The organism is Nocardia sp. NPDC004260, from assembly GCF_053603155.1.
Genome location: NZ_JBSGEZ010000073.1, coordinates 1 through 25,606, shown reverse-complemented (window position 1 = coordinate 25,606; position 25,606 = coordinate 1). Strand labels below are relative to the sequence as shown.

The window sequence follows — 25,606 nt, the reverse complement described above, 5'->3', positions numbered from 1 at the left end:
CTCAGGAGGCCGCTCGATGCCGGAGAACACGCAGACGCCCATGCCGGAGATCGAGGACGTACTGGCGTTGAGCCCGTTGCAGGAGGGGTTGTTCTCGCTGGCCAGGCTGGCCGGGGAGGGCGATCTGTACGCGCTGCGGTTCGTGTACGAGATCGCCGGTCCCGTCGACGTGGCATTGCTGCGCCGAAGCGTCGCGGCCATCCTGCGGCGGCACCCGAATCTGCGCGCGTCGTTCTGGGACCGCGACCTGCCGCGGCCGGTGCAGATCGTGCCTGCCACTGCCGAGTTACCCTGGGCCGAACGCGAAGTGGACCCGGGCGACCTCGACGCCGTCATCACGGCCGAGACGCGCGCGCCGTTCGACCTGACCCGCGGCCCGCTGCTGCGCGTGCTGCTGCTGAAATTGCCGGACGGCACTCGGCGCCTGGTGCTGACCGCGCACCACATCCTGCTGGACGGCTGGTCGCTCGGCGTGTTCTTCCGGGAACTGTTCGCCCTGTACCAGGCAGGCGGCGCGGCGGAGGCGCTGCCCGAGCCCCGCCCCTACCGGGACTACATCGGCTGGCTGTCGGCCCGCGACAGCGACGCCGCGTTGCGCTCCTGGCGCGAATACCTCGGCGACCTCGATCCGCTGATCCTCGCCGACCGTGGCGATTCGGCGGTCGACACGATCGTGCCCAGCATCGACACGGTCACCCTGGACGCGGCCGACACCAGCCGGTTGACGGCGTGGGCGCGGTCGAACGGCCTGACGATGAACACCGTCGTGCAGTACGCCTGGGCCGTTGTCCTCGGCAGCTTGACCGACCGGCGCGACGTGGTCTTCGGCAGCACCGTCTCGGGGCGGCCCGACGAACTGTCCGGGGTCGAGACCATGATCGGGCTGTTCATCAACACCGTCCCCGTCCGGGTGGCGGTCGGGGCCGAGAACGTGGTGGGGGACTGCAGGCGAATGCAACGCGAGTCGGCTCCGATGCGTGATCTCGCCTACGTCAGCCTGTCGGCGATCCAGCGGTCGGTGGGCTCCGGCACGCTGTTCGACACCCTGTTCGTGTTCGAGAACGCGCCGATGTCCGACATCCTGCGCCCCATCGACATCGCGGACGGCGTTCGGGTGCGGCCGATGACCTCGGAGAGTTTGACGCACTATCCGCTCGCGGTGACCTCGTTCCTGTACGAGAAGCAGCTGGTGGTGACGGTCGAGGCGGTGCAGGCGGCGCTGCGCGGCCTGTCCGGACCCGGCATCGGGGCGCGGTTGCTCTCGGTGCTGCGGCAACTGCCCGCGATCGGCGAGCGGGGGCCCGACGCGCTCGATGTTTTGCTGCCGGGCGAGACCGCGCCGCCACCGGCGCCGATCGCCGCCGACGTGCGCGGTGTGACCGTGTGGGAGCTGTTCGCGCGCCAAGTCGCCGCCACGCCGGACGCGCTCGCCCTCAGCACCGGAAACGATCGCTACACCTACCGCGAACTCTTCGATGCCGCAGGGCGATTGGCGAGCGCGCTGGTCGCACACGGGGCCGGTCCGGAAGAGGTCGTCGCCTTGGCGCTGCCGCGTTCGGCGCAGTCGATCGTGGCGATTCTCGCCGTACTGGCGACCGGTGCGGCGTATGTGCCCGTCGATATCACGCTGCCCGCGGCCCGGATCGAATCGATCGTGCGCCGGTCCCGTCCGCGCTCGATCCTGGTCGGTACCTCGGGACTCTCCGCGCTCGACGAAATCGCCGAGCGTCCGGAAGTGCTGGTAGTAAACGGACTCTCCGATGGGCTTCCGGTGCTCGCGCCCGCGCCAGGCCACCCCGACCAGGCCGCCTATCTGATCTTCACCTCCGGCTCCACCGGCGAGCCGAAAGGCGTCGTCGGCACCCATGCCGCGCTGGCCGCGTACTTCGCCGACCACCGCGACCGGGTGTATCGGCCCGCGGTGGCGCGGCTCGGGCGGCCGTTGCGGATCGCGCACGCCTGGTCGCTCAGCTTCGACGCCTCCTGGCAGCCGCTGATCGGACTGTTCGACGGACATGCCGTCCACCTGTTCGACGCCGAGGAGATGCGCGACGCGCGACGCCTGGTCGACGGCATCGTCCGGCACGGACTGGACATGATCGACACGACCCCGTCGATGTTCGCTCAGCTGGCGGCGGCCGGACTGGTCGAGGCGGGCGTCACGCCGCTGTCCGTGCTGGCGCTCGGCGGCGAGGCCATCGGTGTGCCGCTGTGGAAACAGTTGTGCGCCCTGCCCGGCACCGCCGTGCACAACTGCTACGGCCCCACCGAGACGACGGTGGAGGCGGTGGTCGCGGCGGTGCGCGATGGCGATGCCGAACCGGCTATCGGGGCGCCGGTCACCGGAATGACCGGCTACGTGCTGGATTCGCGGCTGCGCCAGGTGCCGGTCGGCGTCGTGGGCGAGCTGTATCTCTCGGGCGCTCAGGTCGCGCGTGGTTACGTCGGCATGCCGGGAACCACCGTGGGCCGATTCGTCGCCGATCCACACCGTGCCGGTGAACGGATGTATCGCACGGGCGATCTCGTGCGCCGCTTGCCCTCGGGCGATCTCGCCTACGTCGGCCGGGCGGACGATCAGGTGAAGATTCGCGGCTACCGGATCGAGATCGGCGATATCGAGACAGCTCTGCTCGCCTTGCCCGGGGTGCGGGCCGCGGCGGTCGTCGTGGTGCGCCGTACGGGTGGTCCGAGCCTGGCGGCGTTCGCGGTGGGCGACGGTCTCGACGCGGTGCGGCTGCGCGCCGCGCTGGCCGATCGGCTGCCCGGTTACATGGTGCCGAACCGGATCGTGGTGGTCGAGCGGTTGCCGGTGACCAGCAACGGAAAACTCGATGCGAAACGGCTCGCGATGCTCGCCGAGGACCGGGCCGCCGGGCCGGGAGCGGAGACGGCGCGCACCGGCACCGAGCACCGTCTGTGCGACGCGATCGCCGAACTGTCCGGCGGTCCGGTCCCGAGCATCGATGACGATCTGATCGGCCTCGGCATGGACAGCATCGTGGCGATCTCCCTGGTGAACCGGCTGCGGCGGGACGGTCTCTCGATCAGCCCGAAGGCGGTCCTCGGCGCCGCCACGATCCGGGAACTCGCCGCGCGGATCGACGCGGAAGCCGGTCGCGAGCGCGCGACGAGTTCGGAGGGCTACGGGCCGGTCGGCCCGACCCCGATCGTGTCGTGGATGCACGAGTACGGGGGCTACCGCAGACTCACGCTCAGCAATCTGCTCGAGTTGCCCGACGGCGTCGACCAGGGCGGCCTGACGGCGGTGCTGCAGGCGTTGCTCGACGGACACGACATGCTGCGGGCCCGTTTCGTCACCACACCCGAGGGATACGACCTGCACACGCGCGCCCCGGGCAGCGTCCGAGCGCAGGACATCCTGTCCCGGGTCGAGGAAGGCGACGACTTCCACGCGACGCTGGTGGCACACGGCCGTGTGGCCACCGACGAGATCGACCCGTCCACCGGAGATCTGGTGCGCGCGGTGTGGTTCACCAGGTCCGGCGCACCGGACGTGCTGCTGCTCACCATCCACCACCTGGCCGTCGACCCGGTCTCCTGGTACGTCATCTCCGCCGACCTCGCCGCGTACTGGGCCGAGGTGGCCGCGGGACGGACACCTGTCCCGGCGGTCGAGCACACCGGCTACCGGCAGTGGGCCCGGCTGTTGCGCGAACGCGCGGGCGCCGAAGCGGTCACGGCCCAGCGCGACTACTGGACGCGCCAGGTCACCGCCCCGGACCCGGTGCTCGGCGCGCGGCTGCCCGATCCCAGGACCGACACCTGGGCTTCCTACCGGGTCCATCCCGTGCCCACCCCGGCCGAGACGAGCGCCACCATCCTGGACAGCCTCGGCGGCGCGGCGGGAGTCCGCGAATTCCTGCTCGCCGCTTTGACGATGACGCTGGCGAGCTGGCGTCTGGAACGCGGTCAGGACCCCACGGCGGGCGCGTATCTCGCGCTGGAAGGACACGGCAGAGAGGACGCGGTGCTCGGCGCCGACGTCGACAGCGCGCACACGGTGGGCTGGTTCACCAGCATCGTGCCCGCCCGGCTCGGAGCGGGCGCCGAGAGCGTGGATGTGGCCACCGCGCAGACCGATCCGGTACGCGCCGCCGCACTGCTCGAACACGTCGCGGCACACCTGGCCGAACAGCCGAACGGCGGCGTGGACTTCGGCGTGCTGCGCTACCTCGCGCGAATCCCCGAACTGGTCGATGCGCCGCAGCCGCAGGTGCTCTTCGACTACCTGGGCCGGTTCGACCTGGCCGGTGCGGGACGGCCGTGGGCGCCGATCCCGGATCTGGCGTTGCACGAGTGCCTTCCGCTCGTCGCGGAGCCCGACTTCCCGCTGCGCTACGCGCTCGACGTCGTCTCGGCGGTGCGGACCACCACCGAGGGGCCCCAGCTGGTCACCATGCTCCGCTGGAGCGAGGCGGTGTTCACCGGCGCGGACGTCGACCGGCTCGCCGAGCTCTGGCACGACGCCGTCGTGGCCCTCTCGCGCGCGATCTCCGTGGTGACCGTCGGCGCCGACTGACCGCGATCGCCGAGCCACTCAGTCCATCCGAACCCAGCCCGAAGGACCCACCATGTCAGACGAGATTCTCGAGCGGCGCAAGCGCCTGCTGCGGCAGCGACTGCGCGAACAGCAACTCGCGCCCGCGCCCGCGCGACCCGCGCGCGGCAGGCGCCTCGGCGAACCGGCTCCGCTCTCGTCCGCGCAGCAGCGGATGTGGTTCGTGCAGACGGTCGCGCCGGAGGACACCACGCTCAACGTCTGCGTCGGCTACCGACTCGACGGTCCGTTGGATAGCGCACGGTTGCGCGCCGCCTTCGACACCGTCGTGGCGCGGCACGAGATCCTGCGCACCACCTATCACGTCGGCGCGGACGGCGAGCCGTATCAAACGGCACACGCCGAGCTGGGGCCGGTGTGGCAGCAGCACGATCTCACGGATCTCTCCGAGGAAGGCCGCGGCAGGAGGCTCGAGGTTCTGGCGAGACGGGAGTTCGCGCGTCCGTTCGATCTGACCTCCGAGTCGCCGCTGCGGGTGACGTTGGCGCGCACCGGTCCGGCCGAACACGTGCTCGTGCTGACGATCCACCACATCGCCTGGGACGACGACTCCTGGTCGGTCTTCTTCGCCGAGCTCAATGCCGCCTACCGCGGTGACCCGCAGGCGGAGATCCGTGCACAGTATGTGGACGTGTCGCTCGCCGGGCGGCCCGCCGAAGACGACGCCGACCTGGCGTACTGGCGCGAGCGGTTGACTCCGCTTCCGGAGCGACTCGAGTTGCCCGGAACGCTCGCCGGTGGCGCGGCCACGCGCAACGCCGACAAGTGCGTGCTGCCCTTGCCCAAGGAACTGCTGGACCGGGTCACCGAGATCGCGCGTGATCGTTCGGCCACCCCGTTCATGGTGTTGCTGGCCGCCTTTCAGGCGCTGGTCCAGCGGTACACCGCGGCGACGGACTTCCTCGTCGCGGTGCCGGTGACCGACCGCCGCGGTAGCGACGCCGAGGCGCTGATCGGCTATTTCGGGAACACGCTGCTGTTGCGCGCCCGCATCCATCCTGGGATCGGCTTCGCCGAGTTGGTCGACGTGACGAGGGACGCCGCCCGCGACGCGTTCGCGCATCAAGGGATCGGCGTCGAGCGGGTCGTCCGCGAGGTGAGCTCGGACCGGATCGCGGGCAGCGACGGCCTGGCCCAGCTCGTGCAGCTGAGCTTCAGCGTGCGCGGCGGGGCGAACGGGTTCGATCTCGCCGGGGTCCGCTCCACCGAGCTGCCGTGGGGAAGCACGGTCGCGCAGGAGCCGCTGGGACTGATGGTCGTCCTGGACGACGCGGGCGCGCGCGTGGAGGCCACCTACCTCGTCGACGAGCTGGACCGGTCGGTAGTGGCGCAATTGCTGCGCCACTATCTGGCATTGCTCACCGACGCGGTGCGCGATCCACGGCAGCCGGTCCGCGCGATCGATATGCTCGGCGCCGCCGACCGCGCGGACATCGTCGCGGCATCGCACGGTCCGCTCGTCGACGCGCCCGCGACAACGCTGGTCGAGCTGGTCCAGCGGCAGGCCGCGGCGACCCCCGATCGCGTCGCGGTGGTATCCGACGAAGCCGAACTCACCTACGGCGAGTTGAATCGGCGGGCGAATCGCCTGGCGCACTGGCTGATCCGGCGCGGCGTCGGCGCCGAGCAGCTCGTCGCGCTGCGCATGGCGAACTCCATCGAATTCATCATCGCGAGCCTCGCGGTGCTCAAGTCGGGCGGCGCGTACCTGCCGATCGATCCGGCCTATCCACCGGACCGCATCGACTATCTGCTGTCGGACGCGCGTCCGGCGCTGTCGTTCGACGCCGAAGCGATCGCGGCGGCGATGACCGAGGCGGTCGACGGGCCGGACACGAATCCCACCGACGCCGAACGCGAGTCGCCGCTGCGCCCGTCGAACATCGCCTACGTGATCTACACCTCGGGCTCCACCGGACAGCCCAAGGGCGTGCCCGTGCCGCACGACGCGATCGCCGATCACCTGGTGAACTTCGCCGCCGACTGGGACGCCAGCGTCCCGGAGCGGGTGTTGCAGGCCACCTCGGTGAGCTTCGACGCGTCGCTGGCCGACATCTTCCTGCCGCTGATCGCGGGCGCGAGCATCGTCGTCCCGAAACCGAACGCCTACCGCGATATTCCGTACGTCGCCGAGCTGATCGCCCGCCACGGGATCACCGTGCTGCACATGGTGCCCTCGCTGCTGGCCACTTTCCTCATGCTTCCCGAGGCGAACGACTGGCGGGCGTTGCGGCACGTGCCGGTCGGCGGCGAGGCGCTGCCCGGTGAGATCGCCGACCGGTTCGCCGCGCAATTCGACGCCGACCTGCGCAACCACTACGGGCCGACGGAAGCGGTGGTGTGCTCGACGTCCATGCCGGTCGACGGGCCGCAGGGCACCAGGATCGTGCCGATCGGATTCCCGAACCGCAACGTCTACGTCTACTTGCTCGACGACTCGCTGCGGCTGGTCCCGCCGGGCGTGATCGGCGAGATCTACCTGGGCGGACGCCAGCTCGCGCGCGGTTACCTGGATCGGCCCGCCCTGACCGCGGAGCGGTTCGTCGCCGACCCCTTCCTACCCGGCGGAAGGCTGTACCGCACCGGCGATCTCGCCCGGCGCACCGCCGACGGCGAGATCGAATTCGTCGGCCGCGCCGACGAACAGGTGAAGGTGCGCGGGTTCCGCATCGAACTCGGTGAGGTGGAGGCTGCGGTGGCCGATCACCCCGGCGTCGCGCAGTGCGTCGCGATCGTCACCGAGCACGAGCGGCTCGGCCCGATCCTGGCCGCGTACCTGGTGCCCGCGCCGGGAAGCGAGATCGACCTCCAGCAGGTGCGCGCGACGGTCGCGACGACGCTGCCCGAGCACATGGTCCCCGCGGCCTTCGCCGTGATCGATGAAGTGCCGTTGAGCGCCCACGGCAAGCTCGATCGCCGCGCGCTGCCGGAGCCGGAGCTGACGCGGACACGCACGTATCGGGCGCCCGAATCGCCCACCGAGATCCGGCTCGCCGCGCTGTACGGCGAGCTGTTCGACACCGAGCGAGTGGGCGCCGACGACTCGTTCTTCGAACTCGGCGGCCACTCCCTGCTCGCGGCCCGGCTGGTCGCCCTGGTGCGCGACACCTTCGGGATCGACATCGACGTGCGCGCGGCGTTCGACACCCCGACGGTCGCCGGGCTCGCCGCGCATCTGGTGGCCCGGTACCACGATCGGTTCGGCGAGAATCTCGACGAGGTCGTTCCCTCCGGCCTGCCCTCCGGGGACAACGCCGCGATGCCGACGAAACGACCACGCCCCGAACGTATTCCGCTGTCGTACTCGCAGCGGGCGCTGTGGCTGCGGCGCAAGCTGGAAGGCCCGTTCGGGTGGGAGAACTTCCGGTTCGCCATCCGCTTCGACGGCGAGCTCGACATCGCCTCGCTCACCGCGGCGCTCGGCGACGTCATCGCCCGCCACGAGTCGTTGCGCACCAGCTTCCCGGAGCACGAGGGCACGCCGTACCAGCGGGTGGCCCCGGCGGGACCGGTCGAGTTGCCGCGCACCGCGCTCGACGGCGCTCGCCTGGACGAGGCGCTGGCGGCCGAGGCGAACCATGTGTTCGACCTGGCCGGGGAGTCGCTGCTCCGCTTGCGCCTGTTCGTGCTGGACGAGCGGACCCACGTGCTGTCGGTGCTGACCCATCACATGGTCACCGACCGGGAATCGTGCCGGGTCTTCCTCGAGGACCTCACCGTCGCCTACCGCGCGCGGGTGAGCGGCACGGCTCCGTCCTGGCCGGAACCGGCGCTGCACTTCGCCGACTTCGCGGTGTGGCAACGCGATACCTTCGACCACGCCCCCGGCCGCGGCGACCTGAGCGAATACGGCAAAGCGCAACTCGACTACTGGCGCGCGGCCTTGGTGGGCCTGCCGGTGGAGATCGCGGTCGGCCACGACCGCCCGCGTCCCGCGCGGCTGGGCTATGCCGGTGTCAGCGCGACCCGCATCGTCGCGGCCGAAACATGGCAGGCACTGCGATCGCTGGCGGAGACGACCGGCGCGACCGAGTTCATGCTGTGCCAGGCAGCGGCAGCGGTGCTGGTGCACACCCTCGGCGGCGGTGACGACGTGCCGATCGGCGCGACGGTCGCCAACCGGCCCTGGCCGTCGGTGGACCGGCTGATCGGCCTGTTCGCCGACATGATGGTGCTGCGCAACGATCTTTCGGGCGACCCGTCGCCGCGAATCGTGCTCCAGCGGGTGCGCGAATCGGCGCTCGGCGCTCTCGGACACCAGGACGTGCCGTTCGAGCGGATCGTGGAAACGCTCAACCCGCCCCGGGTGCTCGGCCGCAATCCGCTGTTCCAGGTGATCATGCAGTTCGGCCACACCGCGCCGACCGTCGGCTTCACCGCCGAGACCACCCTCACCCCCCTCACACCGCAGTACGACGCCGCGTTCATGGACTTCCACCTGGACTTCCTGGTGGAGCCCGGTGGCGAGTTGCTGGTGCGGGTGGTGGTCAACTCGGAGCTCTACGACCCGTCCTCCGGCGAGGAATTCGCCGACACGCTGGTGCGGATCTTGACCGCGTTCGCCACGAAACCCGATACCGCGGTGCGGGAATCGAACCTCGCGCCGCGGGGCTGGGACACCGCGCGTACCGTTGTGCGCCACGCGGCGTCCGAGGCCACGGTCGGCGAGGCCGAGGCGGGCCCGCCGCGGACCGAGACCGAGCGCGCTCTGGCGGCGCTGTTGGAGGAATTACTGGAGATCACCGACGTGGACCGCACGGACGGATTCTTCGCGCTCGGCGGAGACAGCGTCATCGCGATCCAGTGGGCCGCGCGAGCGGGCGAGGCGGGCCTGGCGCTCACCCCGCAGCTGATCTTCGAGCACTTCACGCTGCACGAACTGGCGGCGGCCGTCGACGCGGCCGCCGATCAGGCGGCGGGCACGCCTGCGCCGGAGGAGCACCGGTACGAGCCGATGTCGGCCTCGGGCCTGTCCGGTGACGCGTTGGCCATGCTGCGCGAATCCTGGTCCGCGCAGCGCTGATTCGGGTGCGCCGGTCACGGTCGCACACCGCGACCGGCGCACTGCCATTGGACCTGAGGGCAGCGACGATTAGGGTTGCGCCTCGATGGATTCGGTGTCTGTTTGGATCATGTTCCCGGTCATTCTGACTATCGCGGCGATCACGCTCGGCCGGTGGTTCCTGGTCGCGGACAGTGTCACCGATCGCATGATCAACCATGCGTGGGCGTGGAATCTGTGCGGTCTGGCGCTCTATGTCGCTGCCGCGGCGGCGGGGTCCGCGCAACTCGGGCAGCGACTGTTCCTGTGCTGCGGACTGATGACCACCGCCGTCGTCCTGGTGCTCGCGCAACTGGCGTCGGGTGCTGATCCCGAGGTCATGCTGCGACGGCAGAAGATCTACGCCACCGTCGCCGCCGTGAGTGCGATTTCGACACTGATCTTTTCGCCCGTGGCAGGGAACGTGCTGCACGTCGGTTTGGACGAGATCGTGTGGACGTTGTCGGAGTTGCCCATGGTGGCCAGCGGATATCTGGTCGCCCAGGCCAGTCTCCGAGAGTTGCGCACCGCCGCGCGGATGACGAAGGAGAAGCTGACGTATTCGGCGCTGCTGTTCCTCGCGGTCTACTGGGCCGCGGCGGCAGTGGTCACCGTGGTCCGCGCGCTCTTCGGCGTCCCGCCGAGCCATCCGGGGAACGTGCTGGCGAACTCGTCCTTCTTCTGTGTATTGATCATCGCGACGCTCACGGCGATACCGCTTTTCACCGCTGTGCTGACGCGCGCGGGGCTGGATAAGGCCGGTCGGCGCTGCCGCCGTCTGCGTCCGCTGTGGTGTGACCTGACCGCCGCCGTCCCGGAAGTCGTGTTGGGCCGGTCCGACGACGGAGACGGCGGCGCGGCGTCCCGGCTCTATCGGATGACGGTGGAGATCCAAGACGCGCTTTTGCATTTGAAGCCGTATATGCCGTCGCCCGCGCCGGGGCGGGAGGCCGCCGACGCGGTTCATGGCGTCGGCGATTATGCCCGGCAGATCGCCCTCGCCATCCGGTCCCGAGCCGCCGGGCTGCGTCCGGTCACACCGACCGCCCCGTTCGCCGCCGTGGCGACCGGTGGTCGCGATCGTGCCAACGGCTTGCGGCAATTGCTCGAATTGGCGCGGGAATGGCCGAAAGCACGCGCCGATGTAGGTTAGGCAAACCTATTTAGGGTCGACTAAGCTGTGCCCCAGCAGTCCAGACCGCAGGTTTCGGCGGCAGACAAGGAGTGGCAGCGCGATGGAGTCGACACAGCGTCGGGCGGAAGGAACGGTGGACATCGGCCGGGAGGAGATCCGGTCCGCGGTGGCCGACCAACTGGGGCTCGCCGCCACGGAGATCGCCGATCACGACGACCTCATCCAACTGGGGCTGGACTCGATTCGCACTATGAAGCTCGCGGGCGGCTGGCGCAAACGCGGCGCCGACATCAACTTCGCTCAGCTGGCGGCCAGCCCCACGGTGGCTGCCTGGCACGGCCTGCTCGGTGCGAGCGAGGCCGGGCGGGCGGCAGATTCGGTGACTGTCGTGCCGGTGGCGACCGCGCACGACGAGGCGGCGCCCTTCCCCTTGGCCACCATGCAGCACGCGTACTGGATCGGCCGCTCCGACGAACAAGAGCTCGGCGGCGTCGCGGCGCACCTGTACATCGAATTCGACGGCGGTCGTATCGATCCGGAGCGGCTGGAGCGCGCGGTGGCCGATCTGGTCGCCGCCCATCCCATGCTGCGCACCAGGTTCCTGCCGGATGGCACCCAGCAGACCATGACCGCACCCGGGAGGCCGGTGTTCGAGGTCGTCGACCTACGTGATCGGTCGCCCGAGGCGGCCGATGCCGCGCTCGCCGAGCTGCGTGACCGCAAGACCCACCAGCGTCTGGCCATCGAAGACGGTCAGGTCATCGATGTCACGCTCACCTTGCGCGACGCGGACCGCAGTCGACTGCACCTGGATGTCGACATGCTCGCGGGCGACGCCATGAGCTACCGGGTCCTGATCGCCGATCTGGCCGATCTGTACCACGGGAGGGCCGTGCCGGTCCCCGGCTACACCTATCGCCGGCACCGCACCGAGCCCCAGGGGGACGGCACGGCTCGCGAGCGCGACCGGCAGTGGTGGCAGGAGCGGCTGCCGGAATTGCCTGGCGCGCCGGAACTTCCCACCGTGCCGGTAAGTGAGCGCACCGACCCGAATCGCACCGTGCGCTACGACCACTGGCTGGCGCCGGAAGCCAAGCAGCGGTTGCTCGCCGCCGCACACGAGCGCGGCATCACTCCGGCCATGGCGCTGGCCGCGGTATTCGCCGAGACCATCGGCGGTTGGTCGGCGCAGAGCCGATTCCTGCTGAACGTGCCGCTGTTCCACCGGGACCCGGTGCACCCCGACATCGATCGGGTGATCGGCGACTTCACGTCCTCGATCATGCTGGAGGTGGACGTCACCGACAGCATGTCGGTCACCGAGCGCGCCCGCACGTTGCAGCGCGGCATGCACGAAAGCGGCGCGCATACCGCGTATTCCGGCCTCGAAGTGCTGCGGGATCTGGGTAGGCATCGCGGTGAACCCGTGCTGGCCCCGGTCGTCTACACCAGCGCGCTGAACTTGGGCGAGCTGTTCGCAGACACGGTCACCGAGACCTTCGGTGAGCCCGTGTGGATCATCTCGCAGGGCCCGCAGGTACTGCTCGACGCGCAGGTCACCGAGGTCCGCGGCGGGCTGTTGTTGAACTGGGACGTGCGCGCGTCGGCCTTCCCCGAGGGCATGATCGACGCCATGTTCGCCTGGTACCGCGCGGCGATCGGGCGGCTCGGTGACGGGGCGGCAGGGTGGGACGCGGAGGCCGCCGTGCGGCTGCCGGTCGACCAGGCCGCGGTGCGCGCCGCGGTCAACGCCACCGACGGCCCGGTCGGCGGGCGGTCCCTGCACCAGGGGTTCTTCGACAACGCGGCGGCGAATCCCGAAGCGCCCGCGGTGGTCTGGGGCCTGGGCGACGACCAAGGCGCCTGGAGCTACGGAGAGTTGGCCGCTCGCGCGCTGGCGGTGGCGGGGGCCTTGCGCGCCGAGGGCGTGGAGCCGGGCGACGCGGTCGCCGTCGCGCTGCCGAAGGGGCAGGCCCAGGTCACCGCCGTGCTCGGTGTGCTCGCCGCCGGGGCGACCTACGTGCCCATCGGATTCGATCAGCCTGCCGGCCGCCGGGCGGAGATCCTCCGCACCGGCGGTGTCCACGCGGCGCTGACGGTCGAGGGCGCGGACCTGGGCGCACCGATCACGTGCCTGTCCATCGACGCGGCCAGTGCCTATGCGGAGCCGCTCGCGGCCCCCGTCTACCCGGACACCGGCGATATCGCCTACGTGCTGTTCACCTCCGGGTCGACCGGCGTGCCCAAGGGCGTCGAGATCCCACACCGCGGCGCGATGAACACCATCGACGCGTTGAACGAGTGGTTCGGCGTCGGCGGCGCCGACCGCTCGCTGGGCCTGTCCGCGCTGGAATTCGACCTCTCGGTCTACGACATCTTCGGCTTGTTCGCGGTGGGCGGCGCGGTCGTGACCGTCGATCCGGAGCAGCGCGCCGACCCGTCCAGCTGGGTGGAACTGCTGCGCACGCATCGGGTCTCGATTCTCAACTGCGTGCCGAGCATGCTGGACATGATCTTGGAGATCGGCGGTGATCAGTTGGGCGATTCGCTGCGCGCGGCCATCCTCGGCGGGGACTGGGTCGGCGCCGATCTCGCTCGCAGGCTGTCGGCGCAGGCGCCGGGTTGCCGATTCGCCGGGCTCGGCGGCGCGACCGAGACCTCCATTCACACCACCATCTGCGAGGTGACGGGTGAGCCGCCCGCACACTGGGCGACCGTGCCGTTCGGCGTTCCGTTGCGCAACGTCCGATGCCGCGTCGTGTCTCCCGCCGGCCGCGACTGCCCGGACTGGGTGCCGGGTGAACTGTGGGTCGGCGGCGTCGGTGTCGCCGCGGGCTACCGCAACGACCCGGAGCGCACCGCGGAACGCTTCGTCGAACACGACGGCATCCGCTGGTACAAGACCGGCGATATGGCCAGGTACTGGCCCGACGGCACGATCGAATTCCTCGGCCGTGCCGACCATCAGGTCCAGATCCGCGGATACCGGGTCGAACTCGGCGAGGTCGAGACCGCGTTGCGCACGGTGCCCGGCGTCCGGCACGCCGTCGCGGCGGTCGTCGGTGCGGGCGCACCCAAGCTGGTCGCCGCCGTCGCGGGTGACCTGGACGAGATCGGCGACATCGCCACGGCGCTCGCGGACCTGTTGCCCGGTTACATGATCCCCGTTCGGATCGAGCTCCTCGAGCAGATGCCGTTGACCGCCAATGGGAAATTGGACCGCCGCGCCGTGGTCGCCCTGCTCGAGCCAGGGGTGGAGGAGGACCGGGAGACCGCCCCACGCGACGACGTGGAGGCCGCGCTCGCCGACATCGTCGCGACCGTCCTCGGCATCGATGCGATCGGCGTGCACGACGACTTCTTCGGCCGCGGCGGCGATTCCGTGCTCGCCACGACTGTCATCGCCCGCGTCCGCGAGTGGTTGCAAGCCGAGCACGCGCTGGTCGCGGACCTGTTCGCCGCACGCACCGTCGCCCGGCTCGCCGAGTGCCTGCGGGAGCGCGAGACCCGGCACGGCGCGGAGGGCAGGTTGTCCGCGGTGGCCCGGCTCTACCTCGAGGTCGCCGCGATGACGGACGAGGAGATCCTCGCGCAGACGTGAACGGGTCGCGGTTGTCCACAACGTGCGGCCGCCTCTCCCCGGATCGATTCCGATGAGGGGCGGCGAGGTATGCCCGCGTTGCTCCTCAGCGCCGATGCCGGTCCGACTGCGCCGGGCCTAGTCCGTCGCCGAGACGATCATCTCGACTTCCGCTCTACCAGCGGCGCGGTCTGGTGGAGCCCACCCGTCCCGCAAAGCGAATCGGGTCTGCTGTGGACATGCGGTGGCGGGCAAGGGATCGCGGGCCGACCGCTTGCCGGGCCGGACCGACTGACGCGGCGCCTATTTCGCCGCGGCGGCGAAGGCGGGTTCCAGCTTGTCGAGGATGTACGGCACCGAGAGCGCCGTCGGCGTGTTCACGGCGCTGATCTCCTGGGTGGTGAGGAACACGACCGAGCCCTTCTCGACCGCGGGCAGGTCGGCGTAGCCGGGTAGCTGCCGGAACTTCTCATCCAAGCCGGGGGCGTAGCCGGCCAGCAAGAGGTCGGCGGTCAATTCGTCGACCCGCTCCGGGGACAGGGCCAGCCTGCCCTGATTGGCGGGCAGGTCGGTGAGGTTCGTCGGAATGCCGAGACCCAATTGGGTGAAGACCTTCGACGATCCGTCGTCGGGGTCGGTCAACACCATGAGCTGTGCCGGACCGGCCAGCCAGGTACTGGCGAACGTCTTGCCCTTCAATCCGGGGTTCGCGGCGGCGATCGCGGCGACCTTGTCATCCACCTTCGCGATCACCTTGCCGGCCTCGTCCGGCTTGTGCAGCACCTTGCCGAGGGTGGTGATCTGGTCCTGCCAGGGTGCTACCGCCGCTTTGCTCAGGGCGGGCAACGTGGGCGCGACCCGGGAGAGTTCGTCGTAGGTCTTCTGGTCGGCGATGAACGGATCGACCAGGATCAGGTCCGGCTCCAGCGCGGCGACCTGCTCGGCGAGGTTCCCGGTGCTGGTGAGCGCCTTCGCCGATGCGAGGCTCTCCGGCTCCCACGGCGGGGTGCTCTTGGAGGCGATCGCGACATTGTCGAGGTATCCGACGGGCACGACGCCGAGCGCGAGCGTGGCGTCCAGCCACTGGTTGCCGAGGGCGACGATCTTGTTCGGAGTGCCTTCGACGGTCGTCTCGCCGCGGGCGTGATGGATGGTCACCTGCTCGCCGCCGGACGCCGAGTCGTCCTCCGCCGATCCGCACGCGGCCAGGCCGAGGGCGAGGACTCCCGTCAGCACCGTCAGCGCCGCCCGCGACCAACGGCCGCGCGTCCGAACAGAGTTCATCTGCCACACCTTCCCTTCCAGTAAGCTAGCTAAGGCTAACCTATGTAGCTCCGAGGTGGTATCGGCGCTCGGTGGAGGTGGCTCCGTTTGATGGTTGCATCGGCTAACTATATAGTTTCCGGTGGTAACTATCTGGTGAGGGGCTGTCCGTGACGAATCCATCCATCGAAGTCGATCCGGGTGATGTCCGAACCATCCGGCGCCGGTTGCGCTACGACCGGGACCATCCGCGCTACAAGTGGATCGTCCTGACCAACACCACGCTGGGTGTCCTGCTCACGGCGATCAATTCCTCGATCGTGCTGATCTCGCTGCCCGCGATCTTCCGCGGCGTCGGGCTCAACCCACTCGAGGCGGGCAATGTCGGGTACCTGCTGTGGATGCTGATGGGTTACCTGCTCGCCACCGCCGTGCTGGTGGTGATGTTCGGGCGGCTCGGCGACATCTTCGGCCGGGTACGGGTTTACAACCTCGGCTTCACCATCTTCGCGCTGTCGGCGGTCGCCCTGTCCTTCGATCCGTGGCACGGGGGCGCGGGCGCGTTGTGGATCATCGTCTGGCGCGTCGTCCAGGGTGTCGGCGGCGCGATGCTGACGGCCAACTCCTCGGCGATCCTCACCGATGCCTTCCCCGCGAGCCAGCGCGGCACCGCGCTCGGCATCAACATGGTCGCCGCGGTGGCCGGTTCGTTCTTCGGCCTGCTCATCGGCGGCGTGCTGTCGGAATGGGATTGGCGGGCGGTGTTCTGGGTCAGTGTCCCGATCGCCGTTCTCGGCGCGGTCTGGTCCTATCGTTCGCTGCACGAGGTCGGCATCCGGACCTCGGGCAAACTGGACTGGGCGGGCACCATCACCTTCGGTCTCGGACTCACGGCGCTGCTCACCGGCATCACCTACGGCATCCAGCCCTACGGCGGCCACGCGACCGGCTGGACGAGCCCGTGGGTGCTGGCCGCTGTACTCGGCGGCCTTCTCCTGCTGGCTGCGTTCTGTGTAGTGGAGACGAGGGTCCCCGATCCGATGTTCCACCTGGGCCTGTTCCGCCACCGCGCCTTCGGTCTCGGCAACTTCGCCAATCTGATGGTCTCGATCGGACGTGGCGGCATGCAGTTCATGCTCATCATCTGGCTACAGGGCATCTGGCTTCCGCTACACGGGTACGACTTCGAGTCCACCCCGCTGTGGGCGGGCATCTACCTGCTGCCGTTGACCATCGGCTTCCTCGCCGCCGGCCCGATCTCGGGCTGGCTGTCCGATCGCTACGGGCCCCGGCTGTTCACCACCGGAGGCGCGTTGCTGACCGGCGCGACCTTCATCTTGCTGCTGGTCATCCCGGTGAACTTCGACTACTGGCTGTTCGCGTTGATCACCGTGCTCAACGGCATCGGCAGCGGGCTGTTCTTCTCGCCGAACACCGCCGCCATCATGTCCAGCGTTCCCGCCGCCCAGCGCGGCGCGGCCTCCGGGATGCGCGGCACCCTCTTCAACGGCGGCAACGCGCTGTCCATGGGAATCTTCTTCTCCCTGATGGTCCTCGGACTGGCGGCGAGCCTGCCATCGGCGCTGGACTCCGGTCTGCGCGCACAGGGCGTCTCCACCGGAGCCGCCGCCGAACTCGCCGGCATGCCGCCGGTGGCGAGCATGTTCGCCGCGTTCCTCGGCTACAACCCGATCCAGGAGCTGCTCGGACCGTCGGGTGAACTCGACAAGCCCGGCGTCAACGCCGAAACCCTGACGGGCCAGGAGTTCTTCCCGAACCTGCTCACCGGCCCGTTCCACTCCGGATTGCTCGTGGTGTTCGTCTCGGCGGCGGTGATGATGCTCCTGGCGGCCGTGGCGTCGTGGTTCATCGGCGAGAAGTACGTCTACGACGAGGCCGCCGAACTCGCCGAAGCCGATCGGGTCGCGGAGGACGCGTCCGCCGCGGTGCCCGTGCGCTGAGACACCGCGGCGGTTTCGCGCCCGGGCTGGCCCCACGCCGAGCGACGGCATACGGTTCTCCGCCGTAACCCTGCTGACCATGATTCCCGTGGTCACGGCGCTGCTGGCGCGGGCGGGATGGGATCGGACCGGCCGGGCCTGCCGTCGACTGCGGCCGCTGTGGCGAGACCTCACCGCCGTGGTCCCGGAAGTGGTTTTGGCGGAGGACCATGCGGGCACGACCGGAGATCAGCCCCCGCGGTGCTCGCACACGCGACCCGTGCGCGAGCACCGTTGGGGCGGATCACCGTGCGGTGACGGGCTCCTGGCGGGTCTCGTGGCGCAGGCCGACGGACATGATGTCGGACGGTTCGTCGAGTTCGATGCGGTGCCAGCGGTTGCGGGGGACGACGAACGCGGTGCCCGCGGTGAGGCGCACCATCGTCTCGTCGTCGCCCGCGTGCTCCGGTCGCAGGTAGAGACGCAACGCGCCGGTCAGGCAGCACACCGCTTCGTCGCTGCCGGGATGGACTTCCCAGTGGTCGGCGTGCACATCGGCATCGGATTCGACGTGGAACGTGGCGAGCTGCCAGTCGCCGTCGCCGGTGCTCATCCGGCGTTCACCGGCTGCTACGTGGCCGTCGTGGCCGAAATGGATGGCGCGGCCGAACAAATCGATCGGGGTCTGGTTCACGATGCTTCCTCTCGTCGGAATGGATGAAACTTTTCGGGCATTTCTTGGTCTTCATGGGCGCGCGGCGGAAAACGCGGCGGTCATCTCGCCTTTCGGCCGCATCCTGTCTCCTCTGGGCGTGGAAATCGTGCGATGCGTCCTCGGCAGCACAGTCGCGGCGACGACGCTCGCCACGGCGAAAAGTCCCGCCGCGCAGCACAGCGCGAGGGCGTAACCGTCGTTCAGCGCCGCGGGCGCGACGCTGTCTCCGGTGCGCGTCGCCGCGACGGTGGCGAGTGCGGCCACCCCGACACACCCGCCGAGCTGCCGCGCGCTGTTGAAGGCCCCGGAAGCCATTCCCGCTTCGTGGGGCGCGACGCCCATGTTCGCGGCGGCGGCCACGGGAGCCAGGCACAGTCCGAGGCCGAAGCCGCCCAACAGCGAGGGACCTAGTACGTCGGTGAGGAAGCTGCCGTCGGCGCTGATGAAAGCGAACCAGCCGATACCCGCCGTGGTGAGCACCCCGCCGATGACGAGTGCCGCTTTTGGGGACCGGCGGCCGCTCACGCGAGTGGCCACCACCGTCCCGACGATGACACTGAGCGAGAACGGTACGAAAGCCGCACCGGCCGCGCCCGCGCTCATGCCCAGGACCTGCTGCTGATACAGCGACAGCAGATAGAACGCGCTGAATTGGCCCGCCGCCGCGAAGAGCACGAACACGTTCGCTCCGGCCACCCAGCGGTTGCCGAACAGTCCGAGCCGAACCAATGGTGTCGACGTGCGCGCCTCGACCGCGAGAAAAGCCGCGAGCAGGATCGCACCCGCCCCGAGCGTGAGGGCTGTGGCGGCGGAGAACCAACCGTGGTGTTCGGTCCGCACCACGCCGACCACCAGCAAACCTATTCCACCGGTGGCCAGGACGGCGCCCGGCACATCGATCCGCGCTCGCCCGCTCACTCGATCGGCCGCCACACCGGCAACCGCCGCGACCAATGCGATCACCACGATCGGGACGTTGACGAGCATCACCCAGCGCCAGTTGGCGTACTCGGTCAGCAATCCGCCCACCAGCACGCCGATCGCGCCACCCGCCGCGTTCACCGCGCTCCACACGCCGAGCGCTCGCACCCGGGCGGGACCTTCCGGAAATGTTGTGGTCAATGTGGCCAAGGCGGCGGGCGCCACGGCCGCCGCCGCGAGTCCCTGGACGGCCCGCGCGGCGACGAGTTGCCATGGCTCCTGCGCGAACCCGCCCACCAGCGAGGCGATGCCGAACGCCACGAGCCCGCCGGTGAACAACCTGCGCCGCCCGAACAGGTCGCACGCCTTTCCACCCAGCAGCAGGAACCCGCCGAAAGTCAGCGCGTAGACGTGCACCACCCAGGCCAGATCGACCGGCGCGAAGCCCAGATCGGCGCGGATGGCCGGCAGCGCCACGTTCACCACCGCCATGTCCAACGCGACCATGAACTGCGCGACGGCCACCGCCGTCAGAGCGACGCCGGGCCGCCCGCGAGAGTTTTTATACATGTATAGAAAGTAACGCCGCGAGTCGCCCCGTGTCCACACCCGGTTCTGCGGATGGGCGAAGATGGACGGATGCCGAGTTCGTCGTCGCAGCCACAACGCACCGGTCGACCTGCGCGTATCTCCCGAGCGGAGATCCTCGCGGCGGCCAACTCGGTGATCGACGCCGAGGGCGTGGCGAAGCTGACCATGCGCCGCCTCGCCACCGAACTCGGCTGCACGCCGATGGCGCTCTACCACCACGTCCGGGACAAGGAGGACCTGCTGCGCCTACTGCTCAACGAGTATGCCGACCAGGTGGCGTGGCCGGACCTGCCGGAGGAGCCGCGCGAGCGCGTCCGCGTCGCGGCGCGCGCCATGCACGACGTGCTCGCCGCACGGCCGTGGATCGTCGAAATCCTCACCGCCGACGACCTTTTGGGCGTCTCGGCGCTCTGGGTCAGCGAATCCATCGTGGACGGATTCGTCGCGGGAGGCCTACCGCTGGACCGCGCCGCCCAGGCGTACCGCGTCATCTGGCATTACACCGCGGGCGACCTCATCGTGCGCGCCCGATCCGCTCGCAGAGCCGCGGAGGACCGCCCCACCTTCCGCGCACAAGTCTTCGCCGACCTCGACGCCGACAGCTTCCCCCGCTTGGCTGCCCTCGGTTCCGACTACCTGTCCCTGGCCGCTCAGGACACCTATGACCTGGGCCTCGCCGCGCTCATCGACGGTCTGCTCCGGTCCGCATAGCGATCGAGCCCGCCGCGACGGGCAGGCTCGAACCTCGCTTCGCTCAGAATGTCACCCGCTGGTCGGGCGGCATGTACAACTTGTCGCCTTCTTTCAGCTCGAAAGCCTTGTAGAACTCGTCGAGATTGCGCACGACCTGGTTGCAGCGGAATTCGTTGGGGGAGTGGGTGTCGGTGCTGAGGTAGCGGACGGTGAGTTCTTTCGTCTGCTTCTCACGCCAGCTGCGGGCCCAGGACAGGAACATGGTGCGGTAGTCGGGATTGTCGATCCCGCGGCGCTTTTCGGCGATGCGGAAGGCGGCCAGCGTGATCTGCAGTCCGCGCAGATCGGCGAGGTTCTCGCCCAAGGTGAGTTCGCCGTTGACGTGCTGATTCGGCTCCAGCCCCTCCGGGACGAGCGCGTTGTATTGGTCGACCAGTTGTTTGGCCTTGGCGTCGAACGCCGCCCGATCCTCTGGCGTCCACCAGTCGCGGCGGTTGCCGTCGCCGTCGTACTTGGAGCCCTGGTCGTCGAAGCCGTGGCCGATCTCGTGCCCGATGGTGGACCCGACCGCACCGAAATTGACCGCGGGCAGAGCGTCCTTGTCGAAGAAGGGCGGCTGAAGGTAGGCGGCCGGGAAGACGATCTGGTTGGACGTCGCGGAATAGTAGGCGTTCACCGTTTGCGGCGACATCCCCCATTCGGTCTTGTCGACGGGGGTGCCAAGGCGCGCGAACGTCCGCTTGACCTCGAACTCGTTGATGGCGAGCAACGACTCGATCAGCTTGCCTTTGGTGATCTTCAGCTTCGAGTAGTCGACCCACTTGTCCGGATAACCGATCTTGGGATCGATCTTGTCCAGCTTCGCCAGCGATGCCGCCCTGGTGGCAGGCGACATCCAGGTCGAATTGGTGAAGTTCTCTCGGTAGGCCGCGACCACGTCGGCGAGCATCTCCTTGGCGCGATCCTTGGCTTCCGGCGGGAAATGCTTGGCCACATAGAGTTTCCCGAGCTGCTCGCCGAGCTTGTCGTCGACGATGCTCACGCCGTACTTCCAGCGTTCGGGGCGCTCGTCCTGTCCGTTGAGAATCCTGCCCTTGAAATCGAAATTCGCGTCGTTGACGGCCTTCGGCAGATAGGGCGCGAACTCCCGCAACACGGCCAACTTCAAGTAGTCCCGCCACGTGGCGATGTCCACCTCGGCCCACAGCTGACCCGCTGCCGTGATGAAGGACGGCTGGTTGACCACGATCGTCGCGAACAACTCGCGTGGGCGGTCGGTGTTGCCCGCCAGCCACGGATCCCAGTCGAAGCCCGGGGCCAGCGCCGTCATATCGGTCCAGCTGTAGACGTTGTAGGTCGCGTCGGTGTCGCGGTTGCGTACGTTGTCCCAGTGCGCGGGGGCGATGCGCTTCTCCAGATCGAACACCCGCTGAGCGACACCGGCCGGGTCGGCCCATCCCGCGCCCGCGGCGACGCGCTCGAGGAAGGTGCGGTACTGCCCGAGCACCTCCGCGTATTCAGGTTTCCGGTAGTACTGCTCCCCGAGCCCGAGTCCGGACTGGCCGACCGAAGGGATGTAGGCGTTGGAATTCTTCCGGTCGACGCCGATGCCGAGCCCGATCAGCCCGCCGATCGGCAACTCGGCCATCACCTTGGCCAGCTCCGGCTTGGTGGCGGCGCCATCGATCTTCGCGAACAGCGGCGCCAGCGGCGTCATGCCGAGCCGCTCGATCTCGTCCCAGTCCACCCTGGCGTCGTAGAGATCCCTGATCTGCTGTTCTTCCGAGCCGGGCTTCGGGTCGCGGATACCGTCGATGATCTCGCGCAACTGCTGCTCGGTGCGTTCGCCCGCCTCGCTGCCCGAGCCGTAGCTGACCTTGTCCGGCGGCAGCTGGTACTCGCGCAGCCATTTCCCGTTGACGTGCCGGTACAGGTCGTCCTGCGGCCGTATCGTCTCGTCCGCTCCGCCGAGATCGACGCCGGTCAGCGTCCTGCTCGCGGGTTCGGTGTCGTCCGAACAGGCGACCAGCGCGGCGGCGGCCGGGACGGCTCCGAGGGCGATCAGGAAGGCACGACGATCCAGCTTCGCTGGCCGACCGGTAGATGTCACGAGAATCCTCTCCCCGACGCGGCGGTGCCGCTGGTGTACGAAGGCAGCCTTGCAGGACACGAGGCTACCGGCGCGGCGCCGGTCCGGCCCGGATTGGGAACGGGCGTCGTCGCGCGGGCCGACGACCACCCCCGATTTGGGAACGACCTGCGGATTCCCATACACTAGACCGGTTGCCTGCGGGAGCTGTGCCCGCAATCCGGCAGTGAACCCCCAGTGGTTGGTTCCGCGTTTCTGGCTCGAACCGAGAAAACCGCTGGCAGGCGCGCGTCCGGAGGGCGACCGACCATGCCCGTCGGGTCGGCAATCCGGCGTGCACATACGTCCAGGTCAAGGAGGACGCTGAAGTGATTCAGCAGGAGTCGCGACTGCGCGTCGCCGACAACACGGGCGCAAAGGAGATCCTTTGCATCCGCGTTCTCGGCGGTTCGTCGCGTCGCTATGCCGGTATCGGCGACATCATCGTCGCTACCGTGAAGGACGCCATCCCCGGCGGCAACGTGAAGCGGGGTGACGTCGTCAAGGCCGTCGTCGTGCGCACCACCAAGGAGCGCCGTCGTCCGGATGGTTCCTACATCAAGTTCGACGAGAACGCGGCCGTGCTCATCAAGGCGGACAACGACCCGCGCGGCACCCGCATCTTCGGCCCGGTGGGCCGCGAGCTGCGCGACAAGAAGTTCATGAAGATCGTGTCGCTGGCTCCGGAGGTGCTCTGACATGAAGGTGCACAAGGGTGACACCGTGCTCGTCATCTCGGGCAAGGACAAGGGCGCCAAGGGCAAGGTCATCCAGGCCTACCCGAAGGAGAACCGGGTCCTCGTCGAGGGCGTGAACCGGATCAAGAAGCACGTCGCGAATTCCGCCAACCAGCGCGGCGCCTCCTCGGGCGGCATCGTGACCCAGGAAGCCCCCATCCACGTCTCCAACGTGATGGTCGTCGACTCCGACGGCAAGCCGGCCCGCGTCGGCTACCGGACCGACGAGGAGAGCGGCAAGCGGGTCCGGATCTCCCGTAAGAACGGGAAGGACATCTGACATGACCACGACGGAAAAAGTGCAGCCCCGGCTGAAGCAGCGCTACCGCGAAGAGATCAAGGACGCGCTGAACAAGGAATTCTCCTACGCCAACGTGATGCAGATCCCGGGCGTGGTGAAGGTCGTCGTCAACATGGGTGTCGGCGACGCCGCCCGCGACGCGAAGCTGATCAACGGCGCCGTCGAGGACCTGGCCCTGATCACCGGTCAGAAGCCGCAGATCCGCAAGGCGACCAAGTCCATCGCGCAGTTCAAGCTGCGTGAGGGCATGCCGATCGGCGCGAAGGTCACCCTGCGCGGCGACCGCATGTGGGAGTTCCTCGACCGCCTTGTCTCCATCGCGCTGCCGCGTATCCGCGACTTCCGCGGCCTGTCGCCGAAGCAGTTCGACGGCAACGGCAACTACACGTTCGGCCTGAGCGAGCAGTCGATGTTCCACGAGATCGACGTGGACCGGATCGACCGTCCGCGTGGTATGGACATCACCGTGGTGACCACCGCGACCAACAACGAAGAAGGCCGTGCCCTGCTCAAGCACCTCGGCTTCCCGTTCAAGGAGAACTGAGCACATGGCTAAGAAAGCACTGGTCAACAAGGCCAACGCCAAGCCGAAGTTCGCTGTCCGCGCCTACACCCGCTGCCAGCGCTGCGGCCGCCCCCACGCGGTCTACCGCAAGTTCGGCCTCTGCCGCGTGTGCCTGCGCGAGATGGCGCACCGCGGCGAGCTGCCGGGCGTGCACAAGAGCTCCTGGTGAGCTGACGCTCTGCGCGTCACCAACTGAACACTGAGCGAGGGCACGGACTCCTACGAGTCCGTGCCCTCGCTCGCATCCTTGATCATGATTTCGCCACGGTTGACTAGGTAGGCTTCGGGCATGACGATCCAGTCACCGGACCACTTGCCGCACGAGATGACCGAGGAGCAGTACCGCCAACTGCCGGAGGGTGTCGCGCGTGAAATCGAGGTTGTGCACGGACACGTGATCGTCTGCGAGTCTCCGGTTCCTGAGCACAATCGCGTGGCACGCCGTTTGGCAGGCTCGATGGAGGAATTACCGAGCACCGAACCGTGCATCCGCGTCGAGACGGATATCGATGTCGTCCTCTGGCGGATACCGAAGTTCACGTTCCGCCGACCGGATGTGACGGTGTACCGCTGCTTGCCCGAGCGCGGAGCGAAGCCGGAAGCCGCTGACGCACTGATCATCGTCGAGGTGTCTTCACCGTCCACCGCCGCCGAAGACCTGTTGGATAAGAAGGTTCAGTACGCGCGCGCAGGCATTCCGCTCTACCTGGTTGTCGTTCTCGACACCAAGTTCGACATCGAAGAGGTACGCGAATTCCGCCTCGACGCCCACGCCTCCGAATACCGCCTGCACCGACTGCACCGCGACGGATTCGTCCGCCTGGAGCACGTGGTGCTCGGCGACATCAGCTTCGCCGACTTGGTCCGGTAGCGCCTGGCCGACCCGACACCCGCGCCGATCTCGGCGAAGGGAGCGGCGTGGTCATCTGATGCAAGTCTGGGGAGGCTGGTGACAGCCGGTTAAGCTGTATCGACCTCGGCCGACCCGGACTGAAGTGGTATCTACAGGCGATGCGCGGGCGTCCCGAGTGCGAATTCAAAGGGGGGAAGTATGGCATTCGAAGTAGACCCGGACACGCTACGCGCGGCGGCAGGGTCTATGGCGCTGTTGCCCGACGGAATCGATCGGGCACCGCACCTGGGCGCTGAGCCCGTCGCCGGCAAGTTGAAGGGCTCCGCTGTCGGAACAGCCCTCAGTAGTAGCGATGGCAGAAGCAAGACGGCCAAAGATGTGTTGCGGGCGCGATTCAACCAGTTCTCCGCTCTGCTGGCTTTGTCTGCCGACAAGTTCCACAACACGGACGCCGACGCGGCTGATCGGCTAAGGGTTGTCCCGTAAGTTGTTGAGCGGCAGTCGGTATCGTGTTCGCGTGGCGGTGATCTCGGCGGTCGATCCGGTGATGGTGGAGTTGTT

General features: G+C 68.7%; 15 protein-coding genes and 1 pseudogene. 12 read left to right on the top strand and 4 right to left on the bottom strand.

The genetic code is table 11. The features are described 5' to 3' along the window. Nucleotides 1–16 precede the first annotated feature (16 nt). From ACWEO7_RS31030 to ACWEO7_RS31015, 4 genes are all read left to right on the top strand, one after another. Nucleotides 17–4,543: an amino acid adenylation domain-containing protein gene (locus ACWEO7_RS31030; RefSeq protein ID WP_452428470.1), complete on the top strand. Its 4,527-nt coding sequence runs from the start codon at nucleotides 17–19 to the stop codon at nucleotides 4,541–4,543. A 52-nt stretch (nucleotides 4,544–4,595) separates the two neighbouring features. After that, nucleotides 4,596–9,605: an amino acid adenylation domain-containing protein gene (locus tag ACWEO7_RS31025; protein WP_452428468.1), complete on the top strand. Its 5,010-nt coding sequence runs from the start codon at nucleotides 4,596–4,598 to the stop codon at nucleotides 9,603–9,605. 94 nt (nucleotides 9,606–9,699) lie between these two features. Then, on the top strand, nucleotides 9,700–10,776 hold the full coding sequence (locus ACWEO7_RS31020; RefSeq protein ID WP_452428467.1) for an MAB_1171c family putative transporter: 1,077 nt from the start codon (nucleotides 9,700–9,702) through the stop codon (nucleotides 10,774–10,776). Between the two features lie 82 nt (nucleotides 10,777–10,858). Then, nucleotides 10,859–14,359: a non-ribosomal peptide synthetase gene (locus ACWEO7_RS31015; protein ID WP_452428465.1), complete on the top strand. Its 3,501-nt coding sequence runs from the start codon at nucleotides 10,859–10,861 to the stop codon at nucleotides 14,357–14,359. A 282-nt stretch (nucleotides 14,360–14,641) separates the two neighbouring features. Here ACWEO7_RS31015 and ACWEO7_RS31010 read toward each other — a convergent pair whose 3' ends face one another. Beyond that, a complete protein-coding gene (locus tag ACWEO7_RS31010; RefSeq protein WP_452428463.1) occupies nucleotides 14,642–15,622 on the bottom strand; it encodes an ABC transporter substrate-binding protein in 981 nt (326 codons plus the stop codon). A gap of 149 nt (nucleotides 15,623–15,771) precedes the next feature. On the opposite strand from ACWEO7_RS31010, the gene ACWEO7_RS31005 reads away from it, so the two are divergent. Both ACWEO7_RS31005 and ACWEO7_RS31000 read left to right on the top strand, forming a co-directional pair. After that, nucleotides 15,772–17,562: an MFS transporter gene (locus ACWEO7_RS31005; RefSeq protein ID WP_452428461.1), complete on the top strand. Its 1,791-nt coding sequence runs from the start codon at nucleotides 15,772–15,774 to the stop codon at nucleotides 17,560–17,562. A gap of 79 nt (nucleotides 17,563–17,641) precedes the next feature. After that, nucleotides 17,642–17,761, top strand: a pseudogene (locus ACWEO7_RS31000) (DUF6545 domain-containing protein); the annotation flags it as partial. A gap of 84 nt (nucleotides 17,762–17,845) precedes the next feature. Here ACWEO7_RS31000 and ACWEO7_RS30995 read toward each other — a convergent pair. Beyond that, the gene (locus tag ACWEO7_RS30995; protein ID WP_452428459.1) at nucleotides 17,846–18,235 is read right to left on the bottom strand and encodes a cupin domain-containing protein; all 390 of its coding nucleotides are present in this window, start codon (nucleotides 18,233–18,235) and stop codon (nucleotides 17,846–17,848) included. 51 nt (nucleotides 18,236–18,286) lie between these two features. After that, on the bottom strand, nucleotides 18,287–19,747 hold the full coding sequence (locus tag ACWEO7_RS30990; protein ID WP_452428457.1) for an MFS transporter: 1,461 nt from the start codon (nucleotides 19,745–19,747) through the stop codon (nucleotides 18,287–18,289). 69 nt (nucleotides 19,748–19,816) lie between these two features. Between ACWEO7_RS30990 and ACWEO7_RS30985 the strand changes: the two genes are divergently transcribed. Beyond that, nucleotides 19,817–20,479 (top strand): TetR/AcrR family transcriptional regulator, encoded by a 663-nt coding sequence (locus ACWEO7_RS30985; protein ID WP_412807260.1) that lies wholly within the window; start codon nucleotides 19,817–19,819, stop codon nucleotides 20,477–20,479. Between the two features lie 43 nt (nucleotides 20,480–20,522). Here the strand turns inward: ACWEO7_RS30985 and ACWEO7_RS30980 are convergent, their stop codons facing one another. After that, the gene (locus ACWEO7_RS30980; RefSeq protein ID WP_452428454.1) at nucleotides 20,523–22,571 is read right to left on the bottom strand and encodes a M13 family metallopeptidase; all 2,049 of its coding nucleotides are present in this window, start codon (nucleotides 22,569–22,571) and stop codon (nucleotides 20,523–20,525) included. A gap of 347 nt (nucleotides 22,572–22,918) precedes the next feature. Here ACWEO7_RS30980 and rplN point away from each other — a divergent pair, with 347 nt between their 5' ends. The 5 genes from rplN (at nucleotide 22,919) to ACWEO7_RS30955 (ending at nucleotide 25,063) form a co-directional block, all read left to right on the top strand. After that, nucleotides 22,919–23,287, top strand: a complete 369-nt coding sequence (rplN, locus tag ACWEO7_RS30975) for a 50S ribosomal protein L14 (RefSeq protein WP_039795505.1) — start codon at nucleotides 22,919–22,921, stop codon at nucleotides 23,285–23,287. A gap of 1 nt (nucleotide 23,288) precedes the next feature. Further along, nucleotides 23,289–23,606, top strand: coding sequence for a 50S ribosomal protein L24 (rplX, locus tag ACWEO7_RS30970; RefSeq protein WP_039795507.1), 318 nt, complete (start codon nucleotides 23,289–23,291; stop codon nucleotides 23,604–23,606). 1 nt (nucleotide 23,607) lies between these two features. After that, the gene (gene rplE, locus ACWEO7_RS30965) at nucleotides 23,608–24,171 is read left to right on the top strand and encodes a 50S ribosomal protein L5 (protein WP_355076098.1); all 564 of its coding nucleotides are present in this window, start codon (nucleotides 23,608–23,610) and stop codon (nucleotides 24,169–24,171) included. Nucleotides 24,172–24,175: 4 nt separating this feature from the next. Further along, a complete protein-coding gene (locus ACWEO7_RS30960; protein ID WP_014981705.1) occupies nucleotides 24,176–24,361 on the top strand; it encodes a type Z 30S ribosomal protein S14 in 186 nt (61 codons plus the stop codon). A 120-nt stretch (nucleotides 24,362–24,481) separates the two neighbouring features. Further along, nucleotides 24,482–25,063 carry a Uma2 family endonuclease gene (locus ACWEO7_RS30955; RefSeq protein WP_450015035.1) on the top strand — a complete coding sequence of 194 codons (582 nt, stop codon included), beginning with the start codon at nucleotides 24,482–24,484 and terminating at the stop codon, nucleotides 25,061–25,063. Nucleotides 25,064–25,606 lie beyond the last annotated feature (543 nt).